The sequence below is a fragment of the Shinella zoogloeoides genome (assembly GCF_030733845.1).
Classification (GTDB): domain Bacteria; phylum Pseudomonadota; class Alphaproteobacteria; order Rhizobiales; family Rhizobiaceae; genus Shinella; species Shinella zoogloeoides_C.
The window spans coordinates 1,321,856-1,347,181 of record NZ_CP132311.1; the positions used below are offsets into that span (position 1 = coordinate 1,321,856).

Sequence of the window (25,326 nt, forward strand, 5' to 3'; positions counted from 1 at the left end):
TCAGGTACCAGGACGGTCGTCTCGCGGCGGCGAAACGCCGGCGCGGGCCTGGTCTTACCCCGTCCGCAAGACGCAACGGAAAGCTTGAGGGCTGGTAATTTGCCGAAGAATTCCATGCGGGTCGGTCCCGGCTATCCACAGGTCGTCGTGCTCGTCGGAGCGACGGGCGATCTCTCGCGCCGCAAGCTGCTGCCGGGCCTGTTCCATCTCATCAATGCCGGCTTCATTCCGGGCTGCCGGATCATCGGCGTCTCGCTCGACGATATGGACGCCGGCGGTTTCCGGGCCATCGCGCGCGATTCGCTCGACAAGTTCCTGACACGCAAATTCACCGAGGCGGAGTGGGAGGCGTTTTCCGCGTCCCTCGATTATGTCCCGCTTTCCGCCGGCGCCGATGTGCTGAAGGCGGCGGTCGAGAGGGCGGAGGAAGCGCTGGGCGCCGAGACGCGGCGCATTCACTATCTCTCCGTGCCGCCGAATGCCGCTCTGCCGGCCGTGCAGCTTCTCGCCCAGGCCGGGCTGACGGATCGCTGCCGCATCATCATGGAAAAGCCCTTCGGCACCGACCTTGCCAGCGCGGTGGCGCTGAACAAGAAGCTGCACGAGGTGTTCGACGAGAAGCAGATTTTCCGCATCGACCATTTCCTCGGCAAGGAGCCGGCGCAGAACATCCTGGCCTTCCGCTTCGGCAACGGCCTGTTCGAGCCGATCTGGAACCGCAACTTCATCGATCACGTACAGATCGACGTGCCGGAGACGCTCGGCCTTTCCACGCGCGCGGCCTTCTACGAGACCACCGGCGCCTATCGCGACATGGTGGTGACCCATCTGTTTCAGATCCTCGCCTTCATGGCGATGGAGCCGCCCACTGCGCTCGAGCCGGCGCCGATCTCGGAGGAGAAGAACAAGGTGTTCCGCTCCATGCTGCCGATCGAGCCGCGCGACGTGGTGCGCGGTCAATATATCGGCTACCGCAAGGAGCCCGGCGTCGATCCGGAAAGCGACACCGACACCTTCATCGCCCTCAAATGCGCCATCGACAACTGGCGCTGGGCCGGGGTGCCGTTCTTCCTGCGCACCGGCAAGCGCCTTGCCGAAGGACAGCGCATCATCTCGATCGCCTTCCGTGAGCCGCCGAAGTCGATGTTCCCGGCCGGCTCCGGCGTCGGCGCGCAGGGGCCCGATCACCTCACCTTCGATTTGGCCGATGCCTCCAAGGTCTCGCTCTCCTTCTACGGCAAGCGGCCCGGCCCGGGTTTCAGGCTCGACAAGCTCTCGCTGCAATTCGCCATGAGCGAAACCGGCCTGATCGGCGAAGTGCTGGAGGCCTATGAGCGCCTGATCCTCGATGCCATGCGCGGCGACCATACGCTTTTCACCACCGCCGAGGGCATCGAGCGCCTCTGGGAGGTCTCCCAGCCGCTGCTCGACAATCCGCCGCCGGTCCGGCTTTACGACCAGGGCGGCTGGGGGCCGAAATCGATCCACCAGCTCATCGCCCCGCATGCCTGGCGGCTGCCCTTCGAGCGGGCCTGGCGGGATTCGGCAAAGGTCGATTGACGATCGGCGGGGATGTTCCGCTGCGGGATGGCTGGTTCGCCGTCCATGGCAATGCGGGAAAGCCGGAATTCGTTGGCCGCTGTCAGCTTCACCTATTCACTTCACACATGCAATCAGCATCCCGTAGTAAGGCTTTGCCTTGAAAACGTGATTCTGCGTCACGATATGCGGATGATCTGGCTTGCCTCAGCTCGTTTCCGGCATTTTTCGCTCTGCATTTAAGGCTTGCGCATTCGTTGCGAAAGCCTTAAACGCCTGCCAAACCGGAAGGGCCGGTTAGCCCAACTTTCGATCAGTAGGAAAGAAAACATGGCAAAGAGCAAGTTTGAGCGCAACAAGCCTCACGTAAACATCGGCACGATCGGCCACGTTGACCATGGTAAGACGTCGCTGACGGCAGCGATCACGAAGTACTTCGGCGAGTTCAAGGCGTACGACCAGATCGACGCTGCCCCGGAAGAAAAGGCACGCGGCATCACGATCTCGACGGCGCACGTCGAATACGAGACGCCGAACCGTCACTACGCGCACGTCGACTGCCCCGGCCACGCCGACTACGTCAAGAACATGATCACCGGTGCAGCGCAGATGGACGGCGCGATCCTGGTTTGCTCTGCCGCCGACGGCCCGATGCCGCAGACGCGCGAGCACATCCTGCTCGCCCGCCAGGTCGGCGTTCCCGCGATCGTGGTGTTCCTGAACAAGGTCGACCAGGTCGACGACGCCGAGCTTCTGGAGCTCGTCGAGCTTGAAGTGCGCGAACTTCTGTCGTCCTACGACTTCCCGGGCGACGATATCCCGATCATCAAGGGCTCGGCTCTTGCTGCTCTCGAAGATTCGGACAAGAAGATCGGCGAAGACGCGATCCGCGAGCTGATGGCCGCTGTCGACAGCTACATCCCGACGCCCGAGCGTCCGATCGACCAGCCGTTCCTGATGCCGATCGAAGACGTGTTCTCGATCTCGGGCCGTGGTACGGTCGTGACGGGCCGCGTCGAGCGTGGCATCGTCAAGGTCGGTGAAGAAGTCGAGATCGTCGGCATCCGTCCGACGTCGAAGACGACGGTGACCGGCGTTGAAATGTTCCGCAAGCTGCTCGACCAGGGCCAGGCCGGCGACAACATCGGTGCGCTGGTTCGCGGTGTGAACCGTGACGGCGTCGAGCGTGGCCAGATCCTGTGCAAGCCGGGTTCGGTCAAGCCGCACAAGAAGTTCATGGCTGAGGCCTACATCCTGACGAAGGAAGAAGGCGGCCGTCATACGCCGTTCTTCACGAACTACCGTCCGCAGTTCTACTTCCGCACGACGGACGTGACGGGCATCGTTTCGCTGCCGGAAGGCACGGAAATGGTCATGCCGGGCGACAACGTGACGGTTGCCGTCGAGCTGATCGTTCCGATCGCGATGGAAGAAAAGCTGCGCTTCGCAATCCGCGAAGGCGGCCGCACCGTCGGCGCCGGCATCGTAGCCTCGATCGTTGAATAACGATCGTTGACGATGGCGTAAGCTTGCCGACGGTCTTCAAGGATGTGCAAATGGCGCGCAAGCGCGATTTGCACGCGGCGCCGGCATCGTAGCCTCGATCGTCGAGTAATTCGGGTCTCTGACCTGATGAGAGCCCCGCGGGAAACCGCGGGGCTTTTTTGTTTTGAAAGCGTGTCCCGCGGCAGGCTTTTTTAGCTGGCCGGCATAACTCGCCAGTTCTGGGGATAGAGCCGCCTGACGGCAGCAGGTAGATTCGCGTCATCGCTTCGAGCGATTTGGCCGATGGGTGTAGTGCCCTCTGGCCCGGCGCCTGCGGATCGTTGCGGTCCGGTGTTTTGTGAAGGCGTCTCTGCGCGTGGCGGGCATGGTGCCTTGCCGTGCGCCCTACGGAAATCACGAGACAGGCCCGCATTGTCATGACTGTTTTTGCTCGTGCGGCGCGCGCAGCGCTCGCTCTTTCCACGATTCTTGCGATTCTGCCGGCCGGGCATGCCTTGGCTGGCGATTCCCTCCTGATCTGGTCGCCGAAAAAACTCTCCAGCCATGCCTATCGCCTGCGCACGGGGGCAAGGGCCGCGGCAGGCAGGGATGTCAGCGGCGGTATCGACTTCTCCGTCGCCACGTCGTCCAACGGCCGCATCCACAGGACGCGCGACAATGCCCGGCTCTGGGCCGAAGCGCGCGGGCAGGGGCGTTCCGGCGCGCAGCGCAGCGCGTCGGCCGGCTACAATCCGGTGACGGGGCGCATCTCGGCAAGCGCCGCCGTTTCCCGCAGCTGGATGCCGACGCGTTCCGTGGATATCGTGATCGAGCCCGTCGTGTCCGCCGATACGACCATGCGGCACGGCTATGGCGGGACGGTGCGCGTGACGCAGAAAGCCGAGGTGCGGGCGCTGCGCACCGGCACATCCTTCATCGCCTCCGGCACCGTCTCGAGTGCAAACAAGACGATCAACACGGAACTGTGCATCGAGCAGCGCCTTTTCGACGGCTTCAATCTGACCGCGACGGTGCGGCGGCAGAATGCCGAGCTGACCGGCGCGCTGCGGGCAAGGCTCGGCTTCAGCTGGTAGGGCGCTTTACCCATCCTGGCTGTGAAAAAATCTCGCCTTCGGGCTTGCCAAGTCGCCCCGTGCGCCGTAAAGACGCCATGCCTTGCCGGCGACGGGCGTTTCGCCACGAAGCAGCAAGCACTTAGGGGTATAGCTCAGTTGGTAGAGCGGCGGTCTCCAAAACCGCAGGTCGGGGGTTCGAGCCCCTCTGCCCCTGCCATTTCAGCCGGACAGCGCGGACGACTTGCAGCGACGGTGGCAAATGGCGTGACGGTAGACGCCGTCTAAATTCGTGAAAAGCCCGGTTGCCCCTTGTGAAAAAGGGAATCGGGCTTTATGTAGGGCAAAACAGACACGCGGTGCGTGGGGCTGATAGTTCAGCTTTACGTGCCGTAATGGCGTGGATATTCAATGGCATCGAAAACGAATCCGATTGCGTTTCTGCAGCAGGTACGCTCCGAGACGGCGAAAGTGACTTGGCCTTCGCGGCGCGAGACGATGATCTCGACCGTCATGGTTTTCGTCATGGTCTTCCTTGCTGCGGTGTTCTTCTTCGCTGCGGACCAGTTGATGGGCTGGCTGATCGGTCTCGTCCTGAACGCTGGCGCTTGATTGCTTGGAGATGAACATGGCTTCCCGTTGGTACATCGTCCACGCCTATTCCAATTTCGAGAAGAAGGTCGCGGAGGATATCGAGAACAAGGCCCGCCAGAAGGGTCTCGACCATCTCTTTGAAAAGATCCTCGTGCCGACCGAGAAGGTTGTCGAGGTGCGTCGCGGCCGTAAGGTCGATTCGGAGCGCAAGTTCTTCCCCGGCTACGTGCTGGTGCGGGCGAACCTGACGGACGAAGCGTACCACCTCATCAAGAATACGCCGAAGGTGACGGGCTTCCTCGGTTCCGACAACAAGCCGGTTCCGATCCCTGACAGCGAGGCGGAGCGGATCCTGTCGCAGGTCCAGGACGGCGTCGACCGTCCGAAGCCCTCGGTCTCCTTCGAGATCGGCGAGCAGGTTCGCGTTTCCGACGGTCCGTTCGCTTCGTTCAACGGTATCGTCCAGGACGTCGACGAGGAGCGTTCGCGCCTCAAGGTGGAAGTGTCGATCTTCGGTCGTGCTACCCCGGTCGAGCTGGAATACGCCCAGGTCGAGAAAATCTGATTTCGCGGCGCCTTCCGGCGCTGCTCATGAAATCCAGTCTTCTCCGGAGGATTGGTGGCGGAGTTTTCCGCCAATCGCGTGGAAGGGCAGGCGGCCTTAAAGCCGGGCGCCGCGTCCGCACCACGCAACCGCAGCCGCCGGCCGTCGGGTCGGCATCATGGGCCGGGCGACCGGCCGCATTCTGAAAGGCAGAGAGAAATGGCTAAGAAAGTTGCAGGCCAGCTCAAGCTTCAGGTCAAGGCAGGATCGGCAAACCCGTCCCCGCCGATCGGCCCGGCGCTTGGTCAGCGTGGCATTAACATCATGGAATTCTGCAAGTCGTTCAACGCGGCTACGCAGGAAATGGAAAAGGGTATGCCGATCCCGGTCGTCATCACCTACTACCAGGACAAGTCCTTCACGTTTGTGATGAAGCAGCCGCCGGTGACCTACTTCCTCAAGAAGGAAGCCAAGATCACGTCCGGCTCGAAGACCCCGGGCAAGGGCGCGACCGTCGGCAAGCTCACCAAGGCTCAGATCAAGTCGATCGCCGAAGCCAAGATGAAGGATCTCAACGCCGCCGATATCGAAGGCGCGATGGCAATGGTCGAGGGCTCCGCCCGCGCCATGGGCCTGGAAGTGGTAGGTTAAGACCATGGCCAAGATTGCAAAGCGTCTCCAGAAGATCCGTGAAGGCATCGACCCGACCAAGCTCGTCGCCCTGTCGGACGCCATCGCCCTCGTCAAGGAACGTGCGACCGCAAAGTTCGACGAAACCGTCGAAGTCGCCATGAACCTCGGCGTCGATCCGCGTCACGCAGACCAGATGGTCCGCGGCGTCGTCAACCTGCCGAACGGCACGGGCCGCGACGTTCGCGTCGCCGTCTTCGCACGTGGCGCCAAGGCTGACGAAGCCAAGGCCGCCGGTGCAGACGTCGTTGGCGCCGAAGACCTCGTCGAGATCGTCCAGGGCGGCAAGATCGATTTCGATCGCTGCATCGCGACCCCGGACATGATGCCGCTCGTCGGCCGCCTCGGTAAGGTTCTCGGCCCGCGCGGCATGATGCCGAACCCGAAGGTCGGCACCGTGACCATGGATGTCGCCGGCGCCGTCAAGGCGTCCAAGGGCGGCGCCGTCGAGTTCCGCGTCGAGAAGGCTGGTATCATCCATGCCGGCATCGGCAAGGCTTCCTTCGACGCCAAGGCTCTGGAAGAGAACATCAAGGCATTCGCCGACGCCGTCATCAAGGCGAAGCCGACGGGCGCCAAGGGCAACTACGTCAAGCGCGTAGCCATCTCTTCGACGATGGGTCCGGGCGTCAAGATCGACCCGTCGACGGTTGCCTGATCTAGGCGCTTAATTCCGGTCCGGCTCCGGCCGAACCGCAACAGAATTCCCGGCCTTGTCTGGCCGGGAATTTCCGGGCTCAAACCCGGAACTCCTGTCCGAGATTGCAGGTGGTTATCCCTTAATCACTTTAGCCTGCATGAGACGGGGTGAGACCTGGATTTCATTCAGCGTCGGATGACGCCGGAATTCGGTTCGAACCTACCTTACCTTGTGTCGCGGCCTTCGGGTCGAGCGCGGGGGGACAGGATCCTCGAGCGTCGCTCGGGATCCCTTTTAAAGCGGATCCCTGGCGGCAAAGGTAAACCCGGCAGGTCCCCGTGAGAACTCACGGTCCTGTCAACTGGAGATAGGCACAGTGGAAAGAGCGGAAAAACGCGAATTCGTCACGGAGCTGAACGAAGTCTTCAAGGCTTCCGGTTCGGTTGTCGTGGCCCGCTACGCCGGTATCACCGTCGCACAGATGAACGATCTTCGTACGAAGATGCGTGCAGCGGGCGGTACCGTCAAGGTCGCGAAGAACCGCCTGGCCAAAATTGCCCTTCAGGGTACGGAGTCGGAAGGGATGTCTGATCTCTTCCAGGGTCAGACGCTCATTGCTTACGCAAATGATCCGATGATTGCTCCCAAGGTAGCCATGGATTTCGCCAAGACCAACGACAAGCTCGTTGTTCTCGGTGGCGCCATGGGTGCGACCACGCTCGACGCAGAAGCAGTCAAGTCGCTCGCGACTCTGCCTTCGCTCGACGAGCTTCGCGGTAAGCTCCTGGGCCTGCTTGCAGCCCCGGCTACGCGCGTCGCCACGGTCGTTGCAGCACCGGCAAGCCAGCTTGCCCGCGTGTTCGCCGCCTACGCCAAGAAGGACGAAGCCGCTTGAGGCGGTTTTTCGCTGTAAATCAAACCAACCAGTTCGAACCGAATATAAGGAACTATGACAATGGCTGATCTCGCAAAGATCGTTGAAGACCTCTCTGCTCTGACCGTTCTGGAAGCTGCTGAGCTTTCCAAGCTGCTCGAAGAGAAGTGGGGCGTTTCGGCTGCTGCTCCCGTAGCTGTCGCTGCTGCTGGCGGCGGTGCTGCTCCGGCTGCTGCCGAAGAAGAAAAGACCGAATTCGACGTGATCCTCGTTGACGCTGGCGCCAACAAGATCAACGTCATCAAGGAAGTCCGCGCCATCACCGGCCTCGGCCTCAAGGAAGCCAAGGACCTGGTCGAAGGCGCTCCGAAGCCGGTCAAGGAAGCCGTCTCCAAGGCTGAAGCCGCTGACCTCAAGAAGAAGCTTGAGGAAGCCGGCGCCAAGGTCGACGTCAAGTAATATCGGAATGCGGTGGGAGAGGGTTTCGACCCTCTCCCATCGATCCTTTCCGCTGAACTGATTACCCAAAAGCCGCTGAAAACGGCTTTTGGGTAATGGGTTCTTCAAGAGGATGGTCTTCACCCGCGAGATTGGGCAATCCGGCCCGTCGACCGGCGGCAAGACGAGATTGAACCAACCCATGATAGACGGGATCGACTGGCCAGCGAACCCCGTCCGTTGCAGGCCCGGATGCAAATTTTGAAGGAGCGACGATGGCTCAGACCCTTTCGTTTAACGGTCGTAGGCGCGTACGCAAGTTTTTTGGTAAAATCCCCGAAGTCGCAGAAATGCCGAACCTCATCGAGGTTCAGAAGGCGTCTTACGACCAGTTTCTGATGGTTGAAGAGCCCGCCGGCGGTCGTCCGGACGAGGGCCTTCAGGCCGTTTTCAAGTCGGTTTTCCCGATCACGGACTTCTCCGGCGCTTCCATGCTCGAATTCGTCTCCTACGAATTCGAACAGCCGAAGTTCGACGTTGAGGAATGCCGCCAGCGTGACCTGACCTACGCAGCGCCGCTCAAGGTGACGCTGCGCCTCATCGTGTTCGATATCGACGAGGATACGGGCGCCAAGTCGATCAAGGACATCAAGGAACAGAACGTCTACATGGGCGACATGCCGCTCATGACGGATAACGGCACCTTCATCGTCAACGGCACCGAGCGCGTCATCGTCTCCCAGATGCACCGTTCGCCGGGCGTGTTCTTCGACCATGACAAGGGCAAGAGCCACTCTTCCGGCAAGCTGCTCTTTGCAGCCCGCGTCATCCCGTATCGCGGTTCCTGGCTCGACATCGAGTTCGACGCCAAGGACATCGTGCATGCGCGCATCGACCGCCGCCGCAAGATCCCCGTCACGTCGCTGCTCATGGCGCTCGGCATGGACGGCGAGGAAATCCTGTCGACCTTCTACACGAAGTCGCTCTACCAGCGCGACGGCGAAGGCTGGCGCGTGCCTTTCAATCCGGACGCGCTGAAGGGCCAGAAGGCCGTCGCGGACATGGTGGACGCAGACACCGGTGAAGTCGTCGTGGAGATCGGCAAGAAGCTGACGCCGCGCCTGCTCAAGCAGCTTTCCGAAAAGGGCCTCAAGGCCCTCAAGGCGACCGACGACGAGCTGTACGGCAACTACCTCGCCGAGGACATCGTCAACTATTCGACGGGTGAGATCTATCTCGAAGCCGGCGACGAAATCGACGAGAAGACCCTTCCGGTCATCCTGTCGGCCGGTTTCGACGAGATCCCGGTTCTCGACATCGACCACATCAATGTCGGCGCCTATATCCGCTCGACGCTTGCCGCGGACAAGAACGAGAACCGCCAGGACGCTCTGTTCGACATCTACCGCGTCATGCGCCCGGGTGAGCCGCCGACCATGGATTCGGCCGAAGCCATGTTCAACACGCTGTTCTTCGATGCGGAGCGTTACGACCTCTCCGCCGTCGGCCGCGTGAAGATGAACATGCGCCTTGACCTCGACGTCGCCGACACGGTCCGCACACTGCGCAAGGACGATATCCTTGCCGTCGTGAAGATGCTGGTCGAACTGCGCGACGGCAAGGGCGAGATCGACGACATCGACAACCTCGGCAACCGCCGTGTCCGTTCGGTCGGCGAACTGATGGAGAACCAGTACCGTCTCGGCCTGCTGCGCATGGAGCGCGCGATCAAGGAACGCATGTCCTCAATCGAGATCGATACGGTCATGCCGCAGGACCTGATCAACGCGAAGCCGGCGGCTGCCGCCGTTCGCGAATTCTTCGGTTCCTCGCAGCTCTCGCAGTTCATGGACCAGGTGAACCCGCTTTCGGAAATCACCCACAAGCGCCGCCTTTCGGCTCTTGGCCCGGGTGGTCTGACCCGCGAGCGCGCAGGCTTCGAAGTCCGCGACGTTCACCCGACCCACTACGGCCGTATCTGCCCGATCGAAACGCCGGAAGGCCCGAACATCGGTCTGATCAACTCGCTCGCAACCTTCGCCCGCGTCAACAAGTACGGCTTCATCGAAAGCCCGTACCGCAAGATCATCGACGGCAAGGTCACGACGGACGTGCTCTACCTCTCCGCCATGGAAGAGGCCAAGTACCACGTCGCCCAGGCCAACTCGCCGCTGGAAGCCGACAACTCCTTCGCTGAAGAGTTCGTCGTCTGCCGTCACGCCGGCGAAGTCATGCTCGCCCCGCGCGACCAGATCAACCTGATGGACGTCTCGCCGAAGCAGCTCGTTTCGGTCGCGGCCGCGCTCATCCCGTTCCTCGAGAACGACGACGCGAACCGCGCGCTCATGGGTTCGAACATGCAGCGTCAGGCCGTGCCGCTGCTCAGGGCCGAAGCCCCGTTCGTCGGCACCGGCATGGAACCGGTCGTCGCCCGTGACTCGGGCGCCGCCATCGCGGCCCGCCGCGGCGGCGTCGTCGACCAGGTCGATGCGACGCGTATCGTTATCCGCGCCACCGAAGACCTCGATCCGTCGAAGTCGGGCGTCGATATCTACCGCCTGCAGAAGTTCCAGCGTTCCAACCAGAACACCTGCGTCAACCAGCGCCCGCTGGTCACCGTCGGCGACGTTCTGAACAAGGGCGACATCATCGCGGACGGTCCGTCGACCGACCTCGGCGACCTCGCGCTCGGCCGCAACGCGCTCGTCGCGTTCATGCCGTGGAACGGCTACAACTACGAAGACTCGATCCTGATGTCCGAGCGCATCGTCTCCGACGACGTGTTCACCTCGATCCACATCGAGGAATTCGAAGTCATGGCCCGCGACACCAAGCTGGGTCCGGAAGAAATCACGCGCGACATTCCAAACGTTTCTGAAGAAGCGCTGAAGAACCTCGACGAAGCCGGTATCGTCTATATCGGTGCAGAGGTTCAGCCGGGCGACATCCTGGTCGGCAAGATCACCCCGAAGGGCGAAAGCCCGATGACGCCGGAAGAAAAGCTCCTGCGCGCCATCTTCGGTGAAAAGGCCTCCGACGTTCGCGACACCTCCATGCGCATGCCGCCCGGCACCTTCGGTACGGTCGTCGAAGTTCGCGTCTTCAACCGCCACGGCGTGGAGAAGGACGAACGCGCGATGGCGATCGAGCGTGAAGAGATCGAGCGTCTGGCCAAGGACCGTGACGACGAGCAGGCGATCCTCGACCGTAACGTCTACGGCCGCCTGATCGACATGCTGCGTGGCCACGTCGCCGTCGCCGGCCCGAAGAGCTTCAAGAAGGGCACGGAACTTTCCAACGCCATCGTCTCCGAATACCCCCGCTCGCAGTGGTGGATGTTCGCCGTCGAGGACGAGAAGGTTCAGGGCGAGATCGAAGCGCTCCGCGGCCAGTACGACGAATCCAAGTCGCGTCTCGAACAGCGCTTCATGGACAAGGTCGAGAAGGTCCAGCGCGGCGACGAAATGCCCCCGGGCGTCATGAAGATGGTCAAGGTCTTCGTCGCTGTGAAGCGCAAGATCCAGCCGGGCGACAAGATGGCCGGCCGTCACGGCAACAAGGGCGTCGTCTCGCGCATCCTGCCGATCGAGGACATGCCGTTCCTCGAAGACGGCACGCATGTCGACATCTGCTTGAACCCGCTCGGCGTGCCTTCGCGCATGAACGTCGGCCAGATCCTCGAAACCCACCTTGCCTGGGCCTGCGCCGGCATGGGCAAGAAGATCGGCGACCTGCTCGACGAATATCGCAAGACCATGGACATCTCGGACCTGAAGCGCGAGTTGACGGAAGTCTACGAGAGCGAAGCCAAGGACGAAGTCGCTCATTTCGACGACGACGCCCTGGTCAAGCTCGCCGAGCAGTCCCGCAAGGGTGTCTCGATCGCAACGCCGGTCTTCGACGGTGCGCATGAGCCCGACGTCGCCAGCATGCTCGAGCGTGCGGGCCTCAACTCCTCCGGCCAGTCGGTTCTCTACGACGGCCGTACGGGCGAGGCTTTCGACCGCAAGGTCACCGTCGGCTACATGTACATGATCAAGCTGAACCACCTCGTGGACGACAAGATCCACGCCCGTTCGATCGGTCCCTACTCGCTCGTTACCCAGCAGCCGCTGGGCGGCAAGGCGCAGTTCGGCGGCCAGCGCTTCGGGGAAATGGAGGTCTGGGCGCTCGAAGCCTACGGCGCCGCCTACACGCTGCAGGAAATGCTGACCGTGAAGTCGGACGACGTGGCGGGCCGCACCAAGGTGTACGAGGCGATCGTGCGTGGCGACGACACGTTCGAGGCGGGCATTCCCGAGAGCTTCAACGTTCTCGTCAAGGAAATGCGCTCGCTCGGCCTGTCGGTCGAACTTGAGAACTCCAAGGTCGATCCCGCTGCGGAAGCCGGCCAGCTTCCCGACGCCGCGGAATAAGCCTGATCGGGTGCGCGCCGAAAGGCGCGCACCGTTTCCGCCTCGGCCCGGACGGGCAGGGGCGGCTCATCCGTTTCAAGCAGCCTTGCGGCACCCGGGTATCGCCGCAATTGGTTGCTAAGCAGAGGGCCACTGGCCCACGAAGGAGATAGGCATGAACCAAGAGGTCATGAACCTTTTCAACCCGCAGGTGCCTGCGCAGACGTTCGACTCCATCCGTATCTCGATCGCGTCTCCGGAGAAGATCCTTTCCTGGTCGTACGGCGAAATCAAGAAGCCGGAAACCATCAACTACCGCACGTTCAAGCCGGAGCGCGACGGCCTGTTCTGCGCGCGCATCTTCGGGCCGATCAAGGACTACGAGTGCCTGTGCGGCAAGTACAAGCGCATGAAGTACAAGGGCATCATCTGCGAAAAGTGCGGCGTCGAAGTCACGCTGTCGCGCGTTCGCCGCGAGCGCATGGGCCATATCGAGCTCGCCGCTCCCGTCGCCCACATCTGGTTCCTGAAGTCGCTTCCCTCGCGCATCTCGACGCTGCTCGACATGACGCTGAAGGATGTCGAGCGCGTTCTCTATTTCGAGAACTACATCGTGACCGAGCCGGGCCTGACCGCGCTCAAGGAAAACCAGCTTCTTTCCGAAGAAGAATACATGATCGCCGTCGATGAATATGGTGAAGACCAGTTCACGGCGATGATCGGCGCCGAGGCCATCTACGAGATGCTCGCCTCGATGAACCTGGAAAAGATCGCCGGCGATTTGCGCTCTGACCTGGCCGATACCACGTCGGACCTGAAGCAGAAGAAGCTGATGAAGCGCCTGAAGATCGTCGAGAACTTCATGGAGTCCGGCAACCGTCCGGAATGGATGATCATGAAGGTCGTTCCGGTGATCCCGCCGGATCTGCGCCCGCTGGTTCCGCTGGACGGCGGCCGTTTCGCGACGTCGGACCTCAACGATCTCTACCGCCGCGTCATCAACCGCAACAACCGTCTGAAGCGCCTCATCGAGCTGCGCGCACCGGGCATCATCATCCGCAACGAGAAGCGCATGCTTCAGGAATCGGTTGACGCCCTGTTCGACAACGGCCGCCGCGGCCGCGTCATCACCGGCGCCAACAAGCGTCCGCTGAAGTCGCTGTCCGACATGCTCAAGGGCAAGCAGGGCCGCTTCCGCCAGAACCTGCTCGGCAAGCGCGTCGACTATTCCGGCCGTTCGGTTATCGTGACCGGTCCGGAACTCAAGCTGCACCAGTGCGGCCTGCCGAAGAAGATGGCGCTCGAACTGTTCAAGCCGTTCATCTACGCCCGCCTCGACGCCAAGGGTTTCTCCTCGACCGTCAAGCAGGCCAAGAAGCTGGTCGAGAAGGAAAAGCCGGAGGTCTGGGATATCCTCGACGAGGTCATCCGCGAGCATCCGGTTCTCCTCAACCGCGCACCGACGCTGCACCGCCTGGGCATCCAGGCCTTCGAACCGATCCTGGTCGAAGGCAAGGCGATCCAGCTGCACCCGCTCGTCTGCACGGCCTTCAACGCCGACTTCGACGGTGACCAGATGGCCGTCCACGTCCCGCTCTCGCTGGAAGCCCAGCTTGAAGCGCGCGTGCTGATGATGTCGACGAACAACATCCTGCATCCGGCGAACGGCGCACCGATCATCGTTCCCTCGCAGGACATGGTTCTCGGCCTCTACTATCTGTCGATCCTGAACCAGAACGAGCCGGGCGAAGGCATGGCCTTCTCCGACATGGGCGAACTGCACCATGCGCTGGAAAACAAGGTCGTCACGCTGCACGCGAAGATCCGCGGCCGCTACAAGTCGGTCGACGGTGAAGGCAAGCCCTACACCAAGATCTACGAGACGACCCCCGGCCGCATGATCATCGGCGAACTGCTGCCGAAGAACGGCAACATCCCGTTCGACATCTGCAACCAGGAAATGACCAAGAAGAACATCTCCAAGATGATCGACACGGTCTACCGTCACTGCGGCCAGAAGGACACGGTCATCTTCTGCGACCGGATCATGCAGCTCGGCTTCAGCCATGCCTGCCGCGCCGGCATCTCGTTCGGCAAGGACGACATGGTCATTCCGGACAGCAAGGCGAAGATCGTCGGCGACACCGAAAACCTGGTCAAGGAATACGAGCAGCAGTACAACGACGGCCTGATCACCCAGGGCGAGAAGTACAACAAGGTCGTCGACGCCTGGGGCAAGGCCACCGAGAAGGTCGCGGAAGACATGATGGCCCGCATCAAGGCCGTCGAGTTCGACCCCGAGACCGGCCGCCAGAAGCCGATGAACGCGATCTACATGATGTCCCACTCGGGCGCCCGCGGTTCTCCGAACCAGATGCGCCAGCTGGGCGGCATGCGCGGCCTCATGGCCAAGCCCTCGGGCGAGATCATCGAAACGCCGATCATCTCGAACTTCAAGGAAGGCCTGACCGTGAACGAGTACTTCAACTCGACGCACGGCGCCCGTAAGGGTCTGGCGGACACCGCCCTGAAGACCGCGAACTCCGGTTACCTGACCCGCCGTCTCGTCGACGTCGCGCAGGATTGCATCGTCACGCACACCGATTGCGGCACCGACAAGGGCCTCACGATGACGGCGATCGTCGATGCCGGCCAGGTCGTGGCTTCGATCGGTACCCGCGTTCTCGGCCGTACCGCGCTCGACGACATCGACCACCCGCTCACGGGTGCACGCATCGTCGATGCGGGCCGGATGATCCTCGAGGCCGACGTCGTGGAGATCGAGAAGGCTGGCATCCAGTCGATCCGCATCCGCTCGGCGCTGACCTGCGAGATCCAGACCGGCGTCTGCGGCGTCTGCTACGGTCGCGACCTTGCACGCGGCACGCCCGTCAACATGGGCGAAGCCGTCGGCGTCATCGCGGCACAGTCGATCGGCGAGCCGGGCACCCAGCTCACCATGCGTACCTTCCACCTTGGCGGCACGGCGACCGTGGTCGACCAGTCGTTCCTGGAAGCATCGTATGAAGGCACGGTGCAGATGAAGAACCGCAACATGCTGCGCAACTCCGACGGCAATCTCGTCGCGATGGGCCGCAACATGGCGATCACCATCCTGGACGAGCGCGGCGTGGAACGTTCCTCGCAGCGCGTCGCCTATGGCTCGAAGATCTTCGTGGACGACGGCGACAAGGTGAAGCGCGGCCAGCGTCTCGCCGAGTGGGACCCCTACACCCGTCCGATGATGACGGAAGTCGAGGGTACCGTTCACTTCGAAGACGTGGTCGACGGCATCTCGGTTCTGGAATCGACGGACGAGTCCACCGGCATCACCAAGCGTTCGGTCATCGACTGGCGCTCGACGCCGCGCGGCTCCGACCTGAAGCCGGCCATCATCATCAAGGACAAGAATGGCGCTGTCGCCAAGCTGTCCCGTGGTGGCGAAGCCCGCTTCCTGCTCTCGGTCGATGCGATCCTTTCCGTCGAGCCGGGCCAGAAGGTCTCCCAGGGTGACGTTCTTGCCCGCTCGCCGCTGGAAAGCGCCAAGACCAAGGACATCACCGGTGGTCTGCCGCGCGTTGCCGAACTGTTCGAAGCCCGTCGTCCGAAGGACCACGCCATCATCGCCGAGATCGATGGTACCGTCCGCTTCGGCCGCGACTACAAGAACAAGCGTCGCGTGATGATCGAGCCGGCGGAAGACGGTGTCGAGCCGGTCGAGTACCTGATCCCGAAGGGCAAACCCTTCCACCTTCAGGACGGCGACTACATCGAAAAGGGCGACTACATCCTCGACGGCAACCCGGCGCCGCACGACATCCTGGCGATCAAGGGCGTGGAAGCACTCGCTTCCTACCTCGTGAACGAGATCCAGGAAGTCTACCGACTGCAGGGCGTTGTGATCAACGACAAGCACATCGAGGTGATCGTTCGCCAGATGCTGCAGAAGGTCGAGATCACGGATGCAGGCGACTCGACCTACATCGTCGGCGACAACATCGACCGTATCGAGCTGGAAGACGTCAACGACAGCCTGATCGAGGAAGGCAAGAAGCCGGCTTACGGCGAGCCCGTCCTCCTCGGCATCACCAAGGCCTCGCTGCAGACCCCGTCGTTCATCTCGGCCGCTTCGTTCCAGGAGACCACCAAGGTCCTCACGGAAGCTGCGATCGCCGGCAAGACCGACGGCCTGCAGGGCCTCAAGGAGAACGTCATCGTCGGCCGCCTCATCCCGGCCGGTACCGGCGGCACCATGACCCAGATCCGCCGCATCGCGACGGCCCGCGACGAGATGATCCTCGACGAGCGCCGCAAGTCGACCGGCGCTGGCGTCGCAACCCCGATGCTGGCGGACCTCGCCGGCGGCGAGGGTGCCGCAGCCGAATAAGGCTGGAGGAGGGCGGTTCGCCGCCCTCCCGCCCAAACAAAAAAGCCGCCCGGCATCCGGGCGGCTTTTTGCGTTTCGGGTTTCCGGAATTACGCGAAGCGGATGATCGCCACTTCGCCTTCCAGCGCGCCCTTGTAGGCGGAGGCGTGCGGCTCGTCTTCGGGCTCGCCCGTCAGGGTGCCGATCTGGTCGAGGTCGGCTTCCAGGAAGCCTTCTTCCGAAAGCGCGTTCAGGGCCTCGCGCACGGCGCTGTCGTCGTCGGGCGCGCGCAGCATGACGTGGATGTCGATACCCTCGTCGCCCTCGCGCTCATAGGCCTTGCCGATGATGATGAAGACCATCGGATCGTCGAGCGTGTTGTTGTCGTTGTCGGCGCTGGACGCCATGGCGGGCTCCTTTCGGGTCAATGATGTCCGTTCTATAAAGGGTAGGGCGGACGGACCCAAATGCAAAATCGCTGCTGCCCACCAAAAGGTGTAGCCGGGAGAATCGGTGGGTGCATTTGCCGAGCGCCGACTCTTCCGGTTGATTCCGTCTTCAGACATTCTTAATGTTCTCCGGCGATGCCTGTACGGGTCGAAAGCGCCCGCCGCAGGGCAGGGCAGGCCGCTAAAAGCCCTGCTTTTCAGGCAGGCCAGCCATTCCGGGCCGCGATTCTTTCGCCTCGCCCCTTGACCTTTTGCCCTTGAGACAGTAGACCGCACGCCATCAGAGCCTATGTGAGGCTGGCTGGTTCGGAATGACTCGTTCTGAAGTTCGCCTCAAACAGGGCTCGACGCACGTTGAGAACATGAATGCTGCACGCATGACGCGGTTATAGCGCGTCCTCTGCCTATCGAGGTCATCCGTGACAAGCGGATCGGCCTTTTATTGCGCATGAACACGCGTGTGGCCATGTATCAGCCCGCAAGGGTCACGATGTACACGCCCGCAAGGGTAACGATTAGAATTACAAGGGATGGGTCTATGCCTACCGTAAACCAGTTGATCCGCAAGCCGCGCCAGGCGCAGGTAAAGCGCAACAAGGTTCCTGCTCTGCAGGAAAACCCCCAGAAGCGCGGCGTTTGCACCCGCGTCTACACGACGACCCCGAAGAAGCCGAACTCGGCTCTGCGTAAGGTCGCCAAGATCCGCCTGACCAATGGCTTCGAAGTCATCGGCTATATCCCGGGCGAAGGCCACAACCTGCAGGAACACTCCGTCGTCATGATCCGTGGCGGCCGCGTGAAGGACTTGCCGGGCGTGCGTTACCACATCATCCGCGGCGTTCTCGACACCCAGGGCGTCAAGAACCGCAAGCAGCGCCGCTCCAAGTACGGCGCGAAGCGTCCGAAATAATACAGTAACCGGCGCCATTTCGCTGGTCAGATCAGTTCCAAGTTTGAGAGACAAAAAGTATGTCCCGTCGCCATAGAGCAGAAAAGCGCGAGATCAACCCGGACCCGAAGTTCGGCGACCTCGTAGTCACCAAGTTCATGAACGCCATCATGCTGGACGGCAAGAAGTCCGTCGCCGAAACGATCGTTTACGGCGCCTTCGATGTCGTTCAGGGCAAGGCCAAGCAGGACCCGGTCACGGTGTTCCATTCTGCTCTGGACAACGTTGCGCCGCACGTCGAAGTGCGTTCGCGCCGCGTCGGTGGTGCGACCTACCAGGTTCCGGTCGACGTCCGTCCGGAGCGCCGTCAGGCTCTCGCAATCCGTTGGCTGATCGCAGCTGCCCGCAAGCGTAACGAGACGACCATGGTCGAGCGCCTTTCCGGCGAACTCATGGACGCAGCGAACAACCGCGGCAGCGCCGTCAAGAAGCGCGAAGACACGCACAAGATGGCTGACGCCAACCGTGCATTCTCGCACTACCGCTGGTAACCGAAACTAGACGTCTCGAAAGGAGTCCCAGATGGCTCGCGAATACAAAATCGAAGACTACCGAAATTTCGGTATCATGGCGCACATCGACGCCGGCAAGACGACGACGACCGAACGCATCCTCTACTACACCGGCAAGTCCCACAAGATCGGCGAAGTCCATGACGGCGCCGCTACGATGGACTGGATGGAGCAGGAGCAGGAACGCGGCATCACGATCACGTCCGCTGCAACCACGACCTTCTGGAAGGGCCGTGACGGCAAGACCCGCCGCTTCAACATCATCGACACCCCCGGCCACGTCGACTTCACCATCGAAGTCGAGCGTTCGCTGCGCGTTCTCGACGGCGCCATCGCGCTGCTCGACGCCAACGCCGGTGTCGAGCCGCAGACGGAAACCGTCTGGCGCCAGGCCGAGAAGTACAACGTTCCGCGCATGATCTTCTGCAACAAGATGGACAAGACCGGCGCGGACTTCTACCGCTCGGTGTCCATGATCAAGTCGCGCCTCGGTGCGACGGCAGTCGTTATGCAGCTGCCGATCGGCGCTGAAAGCGACTTCAAGGGCGTTATCGACCTCGTCGAGATGAACGCTCTCGTCTGGCGCGACGAATCGCTCGGCGCCCAGTGGGACGTCGTCGAAATCCCTGATGACATGATGGCCAAGGCCGAGGAATACCGCGAGAAGCTCATCGAGACCGTCGTCGAAATCGACGAAGCCGCGATGGAAGCCTATCTCGAAGGCAATTACCCGGACAACGACAAGATCCGCGAACTCGTTCGCCGCGGCACCATCGACGTGAAGTTCCACCCGATGTTCTGCGGTACCGCGTTCAAGAACAAGGGCGTTCAGCCGCTCCTCGACGCCGTCGTCGACTACCTGCCGTCCCCGGCAGACATCCCGGCGATCAAGGGCATCGACGTGAAGACGGAAGGCGAAATCGAGCGTCACGCCGACGACTCCGAGCCGCTCTCCATGCTCGCGTTCAAGATCATGAACGACCCCTTCGTCGGTTCGCTCACCTTCGCCCGCATCTATTCCGGCAAGCTCGAAAAGGGCACGTCGGTCATGAACACGGTCAAGGAAAAGCGCGAGCGCGTCGGCCGCATGCTGCAGATGCACTCCAACTCGCGTGAAGACATCGAAGAAGCCTTCGCAGGCGACATCGTTGCTCTCGCCGGCCTCAAGGACACGACCACGGGCGATACGCTTTGCGATCCGCTGAAGCCGGTCATCCTCGAGCGCATGGAGTTCCCGGAGCCGGTCATCCAGATCGCCATCGAGCCGAAGACGAAGAACGACCAGGAAAAGATGGGCCTCGCCCTCAACCGCCTGGCCGCCGAAGACCCGTCCTTCCGCGTCAAGACCGACGAAGAATCCGGCCAGACGATCATCGCAGGCATGGGCGAGCTTCACCTCGACATCATCGTCGACCGCATGCGTCGCGAGTTCAAGGTCGAAGCCAATGTCGGCGCCCCGCAGGTTGCTTACCGTGAGACGATCACGCGTAAGACCGAAAAGGACTACACGCACAAGAAGCAGACCGGTGGTACCGGCCAGTTCGCCCGCGTGAAGCTCGTATTCGAACCGAACCCGGACGGCGAAGATTTCCTCTTCGAATCCAAGATCGTCGGCGGTGCTGTTCCGAAGGAATACATCCCGGGCGTTCAGAAGGGTATCGAAAGCGTTCTGTCCTCGGGTCCGCTCGCAGGCTTCCCGATGCTCGGCGTCAAGGCGACGCTCATCGACGGCGCCTTCCACGATGTCGACTCCTCGGTCCTCGCCTTCGAAATCGCATCGCGTGCATGCTTCCGTGAAGCTTCCCGCGAAGCCGGCGCGCAGTTGCTCGAGCCGATGATGAAGGTCGAAGTCGTGACGCCGGAAGACTATGTCGGCGACGTCATCGGCGACCTGAACTCCCGTCGTGGCCAGATCCAGGGCCAGGAATCGCGCGGCGTCGCCGTCGTGATCTCCGCCAACGTGCCGCTGGCGAACATGTTCAAGTACGTCGACAACCTGCGCTCGATGTCGCAGGGCCGCGCCCAGTACTCGATGGTCTTCGACCATTACGCGCCGGTTCCGTCGAACGTCGCACAGGAAATCCAGGCAAAGTATTCCGGTCAGAAGTGACCGGGATACGTCCCTAATCAGTTGTAGGAATTCCCCTTCGCGGGATCAGGAATGGAGAGCCGGAAATGGCAAAGAGCAAGTTTGAGCGCAACAAGCCTCACGTAAACATCGGCACGATCGGCCACGTTGACCATGGTAAGACGTCGCTGACGGCAGCGATCACGAAGTACTTCGGCGAGTTCAAGGCGTACGACCAGATCGACGCTGCCCCGGAAGAAAAGGCACGCGGCATCACGATTTCGACGGCCCACGTCGAATACGAGACGCCGAACCGTCACTACGCGCACGTCGACTGCCCCGGCCACGCCGACTACGTCAAGAACATGATCACCGGTGCAGCGCAGATGGACGGCGCGATCCTGGTGTGCTCTGCCGCCGACGGCCCGATGCCGCAGACGCGCGAGCACATCCTGCTCGCCCGCCAGGTCGGCGTTCCCGCGATCGTGGTGTTCCTGAACAAGGTCGACCAGGTCGACGACGCCGAGCTTCTCGAGCTCGTCGAGCTTGAAGTGCGCGAACTTCTGTCGTCCTACGACTTCCCGGGCGACGACATTCCGATCATCAAGGGCTCGGCTCTGGCTGCTCTCGAAGATTCGGACAAGAAGATCGGCGAAGACGCGATCCGCGAGCTGATGGCCGCTGTCGACGCATACATCCCGACGCCCGAGCGTCCGATCGACCAGCCGTTCCTGATGCCGATCGAAGACGTGTTCTCGATCTCGGGCCGCGGCACGGTCGTGACGGGCCGCGTCGAGCGTGGCATCGTCAAGGTCGGTGAAGAAGTCGAGATCGTCGGCATCCGCCCGACGTCGAAGACGACGGTTACCGGCGTTGAAATGTTCCGCAAGCTGCTCGACCAGGGCCAGGCCGGCGACAACATCGGTGCGCTGGTTCGCGGTGTGAACCGTGACGGCGTCGAGCGTGGCCAGATCCTGTGCAAGCCGGGTTCGGTCAAGCCGCACAAGAAGTTCATGGCCGAAGCCTACATCCTGACGAAGGAAGAAGGCGGCCGTCATACGCCGTTCTTCACGAACTACCGTCCGCAGTTCTACTTCCGCACGACGGACGTGACGGGCATCGTTTCGCTGCCGGAAGGCACGGAAATGGTCATGCCGGGCGACAACGTCACGGTTGCCGTCGAGCTGATCGTTCCGATCGCGATGGAAGAAAAGCTGCGCTTCGCAATCCGCGAAGGCGGCCGCACCGTCGGCGCCGGCATCGTAGCCTCGATCGTCGAGTAAGACTTAAGGCCTCAGGCCGCTGAAATAGGAAGGGCAGGGTGCAACCCTGCCCCTCCGGTCTTTGAAAATTTAGCGGACTGGCCTTTCGGCAATTGTGTTTTCGTGCGCGTTCCTTTATGGAACCGCCAGAATCAAAAAACTGCGTATTCCCAAGAGAATCGCGCGGATAACGAACTAAGGAAAAGTCGTATGAACGGCCAGAACATCCGCATCCGCCTCAAGGCGTTTGACCACCGGATCCTTGATGCCTCCACGCGTGAAATCGTGTCGACGGCAAAGCGCACCGGCGCAAGCGTCCGCGGCCCCGTTCCGCTCCCGACCCGTATTGAAAAGTTCACGGTCAACCGGTCGCCCCACGTCGACAAGAAGAGCCGCGAACAGTTCGAGATGCGCACGCACAAGCGCCTGCTCGACATTGTAGATCCGACCCCGCAGACCGTCGATGCCCTCATGAAGCTCGACCTGGCGGCCGGTGTAGACGTAGAGATCAAGCTCTAAGTCCGGCGTAAGCCGAAATAACAAGGAAGGTACGTGGCGTAAGCCGACGTCTTCTGAAAACGGGAAACCCGACGGCCTTTAAGCCCGAGTGGAATCCTTAAACCAAGGGGCATGGCAGGGCTTCACGACCCTGTCAGGACTTCTAAGAGGATTGAACCATGCGTTCAGGTGTGATTGCACAGAAAGTAGGGATGACTCGCGTCTATAATGACGCAGGTGAGCACATCCCTGTGACAGTACTGCGACTGGACAACGTCCAGGTCGTCGCTCAGCGTACCCAGGACAAGAACGGCTACACGGCCGTCCAGCTCGGCGCCGGCACTTCCAAGGTGAAGAACACGGTCAAGGCACTGCGCGGCCAGTTCGCCGCAGCAAGCGTCGAGCCGAAGGCCAAGCTCGTCGAATTCCGCGTTTCGGAAGACAACCTCATCGACATCGGCGCGGAACTGACCGCCAGCCACTTTGTCGCAGGTCAGCTCGTCGACGTTACCGGCACCACGATCGGTAAGGGTTTTGCCGGTGCCATGAAGCGCCACAACTTCGGCGGCCTTCGTGCAACGCACGGCGTTTCCGTTTCGCACCGCTCGCACGGTTCGACCGGTAACAACCAGGACCCGGGCAAGGTCTGGAAGGGCAAGCGCATGGCTGGTCACATGGGCCAGACGCGCGTCACCACCCAGAACCTCGAAGTCGTCTCGACCGACGAAGAGCGTGGTCTCATCCTCGTCAAGGGCGCGGTCCCGGGCTCCAAGGGCGCCTGGATCATCGTTCGCGACGCCGTCAAGTCCGGCACCCCGTCCGACGCTCCGCGTCCGGCCGCCGTGCGCGCCGCAGCCAAGTAAGGGAGCCTGATCATGGATCTCAAAGTCACGACCCTCGAGGGGAAGGACGCCGGCAAGGTCTCCCTCTCCGACGCGATTTTCGGCCTCGAGCCGCGCGAAGACATCATTGCCCGCGTCGTCCGCTGGCAGCTCGCCAAGAAGCAGCAGGGCACGCACCAGTCGCTGACCCGCGCTGAAGTCGCGCGCACCGGCTCCAAGATGTACAAGCAGAAGGGTACGGGCCGCGCTCGTCACCATTCGGCTCGCGCTCCGCAGTTCCGCGGCGGTGCCAAGGCTCACGGCCCGGTTTCCCGCAGCCACGCCCACGATCTGCCCAAGCAGGTTCGCGCGCTCGGCCTGCGTCACGCTCTCTCGGCCAAGATCAAGGCTGACGACGTCATCATCGTCGACGACCTCGTCGCGAAGGAAGCAAAGACGAAGGCTCTGGCCGGCGTGTTCGCTTCGCTCGGCCTCACCAATGCCCTCATCATCGGCGGCGCGGAACTTGACGGCAACTTCAAGCTCGCAGCCCGGAACATCCCGAACGTGGACGTTCTACCGATCCAGGGTATCAACGTTTACGACATCCTGCGCCGCGGCAAGCTCGTGCTCTCCAAGGCTGCTGTAGAAGCCCTCGAGGAGCGGTTCAAATGACGGATCTTCGCCACTATGATGTGATCGTGTCTCCCTCGATCACCGAAAAGTCGACGCTGGTCTCCGAAAACAACCAGATCGTCTTCAACGTCGCCAAGCGCGCTTCCAAGCCTGAAATCAAGGCTGCGGTCGAAGCACTCTTCGGCGTCAAGGTCACGGCTGTGAACACGCTCGTCCGCAAGGGCAAGGTAAAGCGTTTCCGCGGCTTCGCCGGCCGGCAGGGAGATGTCAAGAAGGCTATCGTCACGCTCGCTGACGGTCAGTCCATCGACGTCTCCACCGGGCTCTGATCGAGCACTCGGCTAAAGAGGAAACAAGAAAATGGCATTGAAACACTTCAATCCGACCACTCCGAGCCAGCGCCAGCTGGTCATCGTCGACCGGTCGGGCCTTTACAAGGGCAAGCCCGTCAAGGCTCTGACCGAAGGTCTCTCCAAGAGCGGCGGCCGTAACAACCTCGGTCGCATCACTGCCCGCTTCATCGGCGGCGGTCACAAGCGTACCTACCGTCTCGTCGACTTCAAGCGTCGCAAGTTCGACGTCGAGGGCACGGTCGAGCGTCTGGAATACGACCCGAACCGTACGGCGTTCATCGCTCTGGTGAACTATGCCGACGGCGAGCAGGCCTACATCCTGGCTCCGCAGCGCCTGGCAGCCGGCGACAAGGTCATCGCGTCCAACAAGGCCGTTGACGTCAAGCCCGGCAACACCATGCCGCTGCAGTACATCCCGGTCGGTTCGATCGTCCACAACGTCGAGATGAAGCCGGGCAAGGGCGGTCAGATCGCCCGTTCCGCCGGCACGTTCGTTCAGCTCGTCGGCCGCGACCAGGGCATGGCGATCCTTCGCCTGAACTCGGGCGAACAGCGCCTGGTTCACTCGTCCTGCCTCGCAACGATCGGCGCCGTATCCAACCCGGACCACGGCAACATCAACGACGGCAAGGCTGGTCGCACGCGCTGGCGCGGCAAGACCCCGCATAACCGCGGCGTCGTCATGAACCCGGTCGACCACCCGCACGGCGGTGGTGAAGGCCGCACCTCCGGTGGTCGCCATCCGGTGTCCCCGTGGGGCAAGCCCACCAAGGGCAAGCGCACCCGCTCGAACAAGTCCACGGACAAGTTCATCATGCGCTCGCGCCACTTGAAGAAGAAGTAAGAGAGGTTAGTCAGAAATGGCTCGTTCAGTATGGAAAGGCCCGTTTGTTGACGGCTATCTTCTCAAGAAGGCTGAGAAGGTTCGTGAAGGCGGTCGCAGCGAAGTAATCAAGATCTGGAGCCGTCGCTCCACGATCCTGCCGCAGTTCGTCGGACTCACCTTCGGCGTCTACAATGGCTCGAAGCACATCCCGGTGGCCGTCAACGAAGACATGGTCGGCCACAAGTTTGGTGAATTCGCTCCGACCCGGACCTACTACGGTCACGGCGCGGACAAGAAGGCGAAGAGGAAGTAACG

The 25,326-nt window shown here is 61.9% G+C and carries 22 protein-coding genes and 1 tRNA gene; 22 read left to right on the forward strand and 1 reads right to left on the reverse strand.

From position 1 onward, the window contains the following. Positions 1–114 precede the first annotated feature (114 nt). The 12 genes from zwf to rpoC all read left to right on the forward strand — a co-directional run bounded on the left by zwf (position 115) and on the right by rpoC (position 16,658). A complete protein-coding gene (gene zwf, locus Q9316_RS07520) occupies positions 115–1,560 on the forward strand; it encodes a glucose-6-phosphate dehydrogenase (RefSeq protein ID WP_306034587.1) in 1,446 nt (481 codons plus the stop codon). Between the two features lie 309 nt (positions 1,561–1,869). Then, the gene (gene tuf, locus Q9316_RS07525) at positions 1,870–3,045 is read left to right on the forward strand and encodes an elongation factor Tu (protein WP_306034588.1); all 1,176 of its coding nucleotides are present in this window, start codon (positions 1,870–1,872) and stop codon (positions 3,043–3,045) included. A gap of 494 nt (positions 3,046–3,539) precedes the next feature. Beyond that, positions 3,540–4,118 (forward strand): hypothetical protein, encoded by a 579-nt coding sequence (locus Q9316_RS07530; protein ID WP_306034589.1) that lies wholly within the window; start codon positions 3,540–3,542, stop codon positions 4,116–4,118. Positions 4,119–4,241: 123 nt separating this feature from the next. Beyond that, positions 4,242–4,317 (forward strand) — tRNA-Trp (locus Q9316_RS07535). A 191-nt stretch (positions 4,318–4,508) separates the two neighbouring features. Further along, positions 4,509–4,709 (forward strand): preprotein translocase subunit SecE, encoded by a 201-nt coding sequence (secE, locus tag Q9316_RS07540; RefSeq protein ID WP_306034590.1) that lies wholly within the window; start codon positions 4,509–4,511, stop codon positions 4,707–4,709. Positions 4,710–4,725: 16 nt separating this feature from the next. Next, entirely contained in the window at positions 4,726–5,256 is a 531-nt protein-coding gene (gene nusG, locus Q9316_RS07545; protein WP_119259257.1) for a transcription termination/antitermination protein NusG, read from the forward strand. Between the two features lie 198 nt (positions 5,257–5,454). Next, positions 5,455–5,886 carry a 50S ribosomal protein L11 gene (rplK, locus tag Q9316_RS07550; protein ID WP_023517311.1) on the forward strand — a complete coding sequence of 144 codons (432 nt, stop codon included), beginning with the start codon at positions 5,455–5,457 and terminating at the stop codon, positions 5,884–5,886. 4 nt (positions 5,887–5,890) lie between these two features. Next, entirely contained in the window at positions 5,891–6,583 is a 693-nt protein-coding gene (rplA, locus tag Q9316_RS07555) for a 50S ribosomal protein L1 (protein WP_306034591.1), read from the forward strand. A 358-nt stretch (positions 6,584–6,941) separates the two neighbouring features. After that, on the forward strand, positions 6,942–7,460 hold the full coding sequence (rplJ, locus tag Q9316_RS07560; RefSeq protein ID WP_069059045.1) for a 50S ribosomal protein L10: 519 nt from the start codon (positions 6,942–6,944) through the stop codon (positions 7,458–7,460). Positions 7,461–7,520: 60 nt separating this feature from the next. Then, entirely contained in the window at positions 7,521–7,898 is a 378-nt protein-coding gene (gene rplL, locus Q9316_RS07565; RefSeq protein WP_306034592.1) for a 50S ribosomal protein L7/L12, read from the forward strand. Positions 7,899–8,152: 254 nt separating this feature from the next. Next, a complete protein-coding gene (gene rpoB, locus Q9316_RS07570) occupies positions 8,153–12,292 on the forward strand; it encodes a DNA-directed RNA polymerase subunit beta (RefSeq protein WP_306034593.1) in 4,140 nt (1,379 codons plus the stop codon). A gap of 154 nt (positions 12,293–12,446) precedes the next feature. Next, a complete protein-coding gene (gene rpoC / locus Q9316_RS07575; RefSeq protein WP_306034594.1) occupies positions 12,447–16,658 on the forward strand; it encodes a DNA-directed RNA polymerase subunit beta' in 4,212 nt (1,403 codons plus the stop codon). An 89-nt stretch (positions 16,659–16,747) separates the two neighbouring features. Here the strand turns inward: rpoC and Q9316_RS07580 are convergent, their stop codons facing one another. Further along, complete coding sequence (locus Q9316_RS07580) at positions 16,748–17,044, reverse strand: transcriptional regulator (protein WP_306034595.1); 297 nt, start codon at positions 17,042–17,044, stop codon at positions 16,748–16,750. A 580-nt stretch (positions 17,045–17,624) separates the two neighbouring features. Here Q9316_RS07580 and rpsL point away from each other — a divergent pair. From rpsL to rpsS, 10 genes are all read left to right on the forward strand, one after another. After that, positions 17,625–17,996, forward strand: a complete 372-nt coding sequence (rpsL, locus tag Q9316_RS07585) for a 30S ribosomal protein S12 (protein WP_003507760.1) — start codon at positions 17,625–17,627, stop codon at positions 17,994–17,996. 59 nt (positions 17,997–18,055) lie between these two features. Then, positions 18,056–18,526 (forward strand): 30S ribosomal protein S7, encoded by a 471-nt coding sequence (gene rpsG / locus Q9316_RS07590; RefSeq protein ID WP_069059038.1) that lies wholly within the window; start codon positions 18,056–18,058, stop codon positions 18,524–18,526. Positions 18,527–18,557: 31 nt separating this feature from the next. Further along, complete coding sequence (gene fusA / locus Q9316_RS07595) at positions 18,558–20,657, forward strand: elongation factor G (RefSeq protein WP_306034596.1); 2,100 nt, start codon at positions 18,558–18,560, stop codon at positions 20,655–20,657. Between the two features lie 65 nt (positions 20,658–20,722). Further along, positions 20,723–21,898, forward strand: a complete 1,176-nt coding sequence (gene tuf / locus Q9316_RS07600) for an elongation factor Tu (RefSeq protein ID WP_306034597.1) — start codon at positions 20,723–20,725, stop codon at positions 21,896–21,898. 189 nt (positions 21,899–22,087) lie between these two features. Beyond that, on the forward strand, positions 22,088–22,396 hold the full coding sequence (gene rpsJ / locus Q9316_RS07605; RefSeq protein WP_003507767.1) for a 30S ribosomal protein S10: 309 nt from the start codon (positions 22,088–22,090) through the stop codon (positions 22,394–22,396). Between the two features lie 158 nt (positions 22,397–22,554). After that, positions 22,555–23,238, forward strand: a complete 684-nt coding sequence (gene rplC, locus Q9316_RS07610; RefSeq protein ID WP_306034598.1) for a 50S ribosomal protein L3 — start codon at positions 22,555–22,557, stop codon at positions 23,236–23,238. Positions 23,239–23,250: 12 nt separating this feature from the next. Further along, entirely contained in the window at positions 23,251–23,871 is a 621-nt protein-coding gene (rplD, locus tag Q9316_RS07615; protein WP_306034599.1) for a 50S ribosomal protein L4, read from the forward strand. Next, a complete protein-coding gene (locus Q9316_RS07620) occupies positions 23,868–24,161 on the forward strand; it encodes a 50S ribosomal protein L23 (RefSeq protein WP_117372286.1) in 294 nt (97 codons plus the stop codon). Before rplD ends, Q9316_RS07620 begins: the two co-directional genes overlap by 4 nt. 31 nt (positions 24,162–24,192) lie before the next feature. Then, on the forward strand, positions 24,193–25,029 hold the full coding sequence (gene rplB, locus Q9316_RS07625) for a 50S ribosomal protein L2 (RefSeq protein ID WP_306034600.1): 837 nt from the start codon (positions 24,193–24,195) through the stop codon (positions 25,027–25,029). Between the two features lie 16 nt (positions 25,030–25,045). Further along, positions 25,046–25,324, forward strand: a complete 279-nt coding sequence (gene rpsS, locus Q9316_RS07630) for a 30S ribosomal protein S19 (RefSeq protein WP_023517272.1) — start codon at positions 25,046–25,048, stop codon at positions 25,322–25,324. Positions 25,325–25,326: the final 2 nt, after the last annotated feature.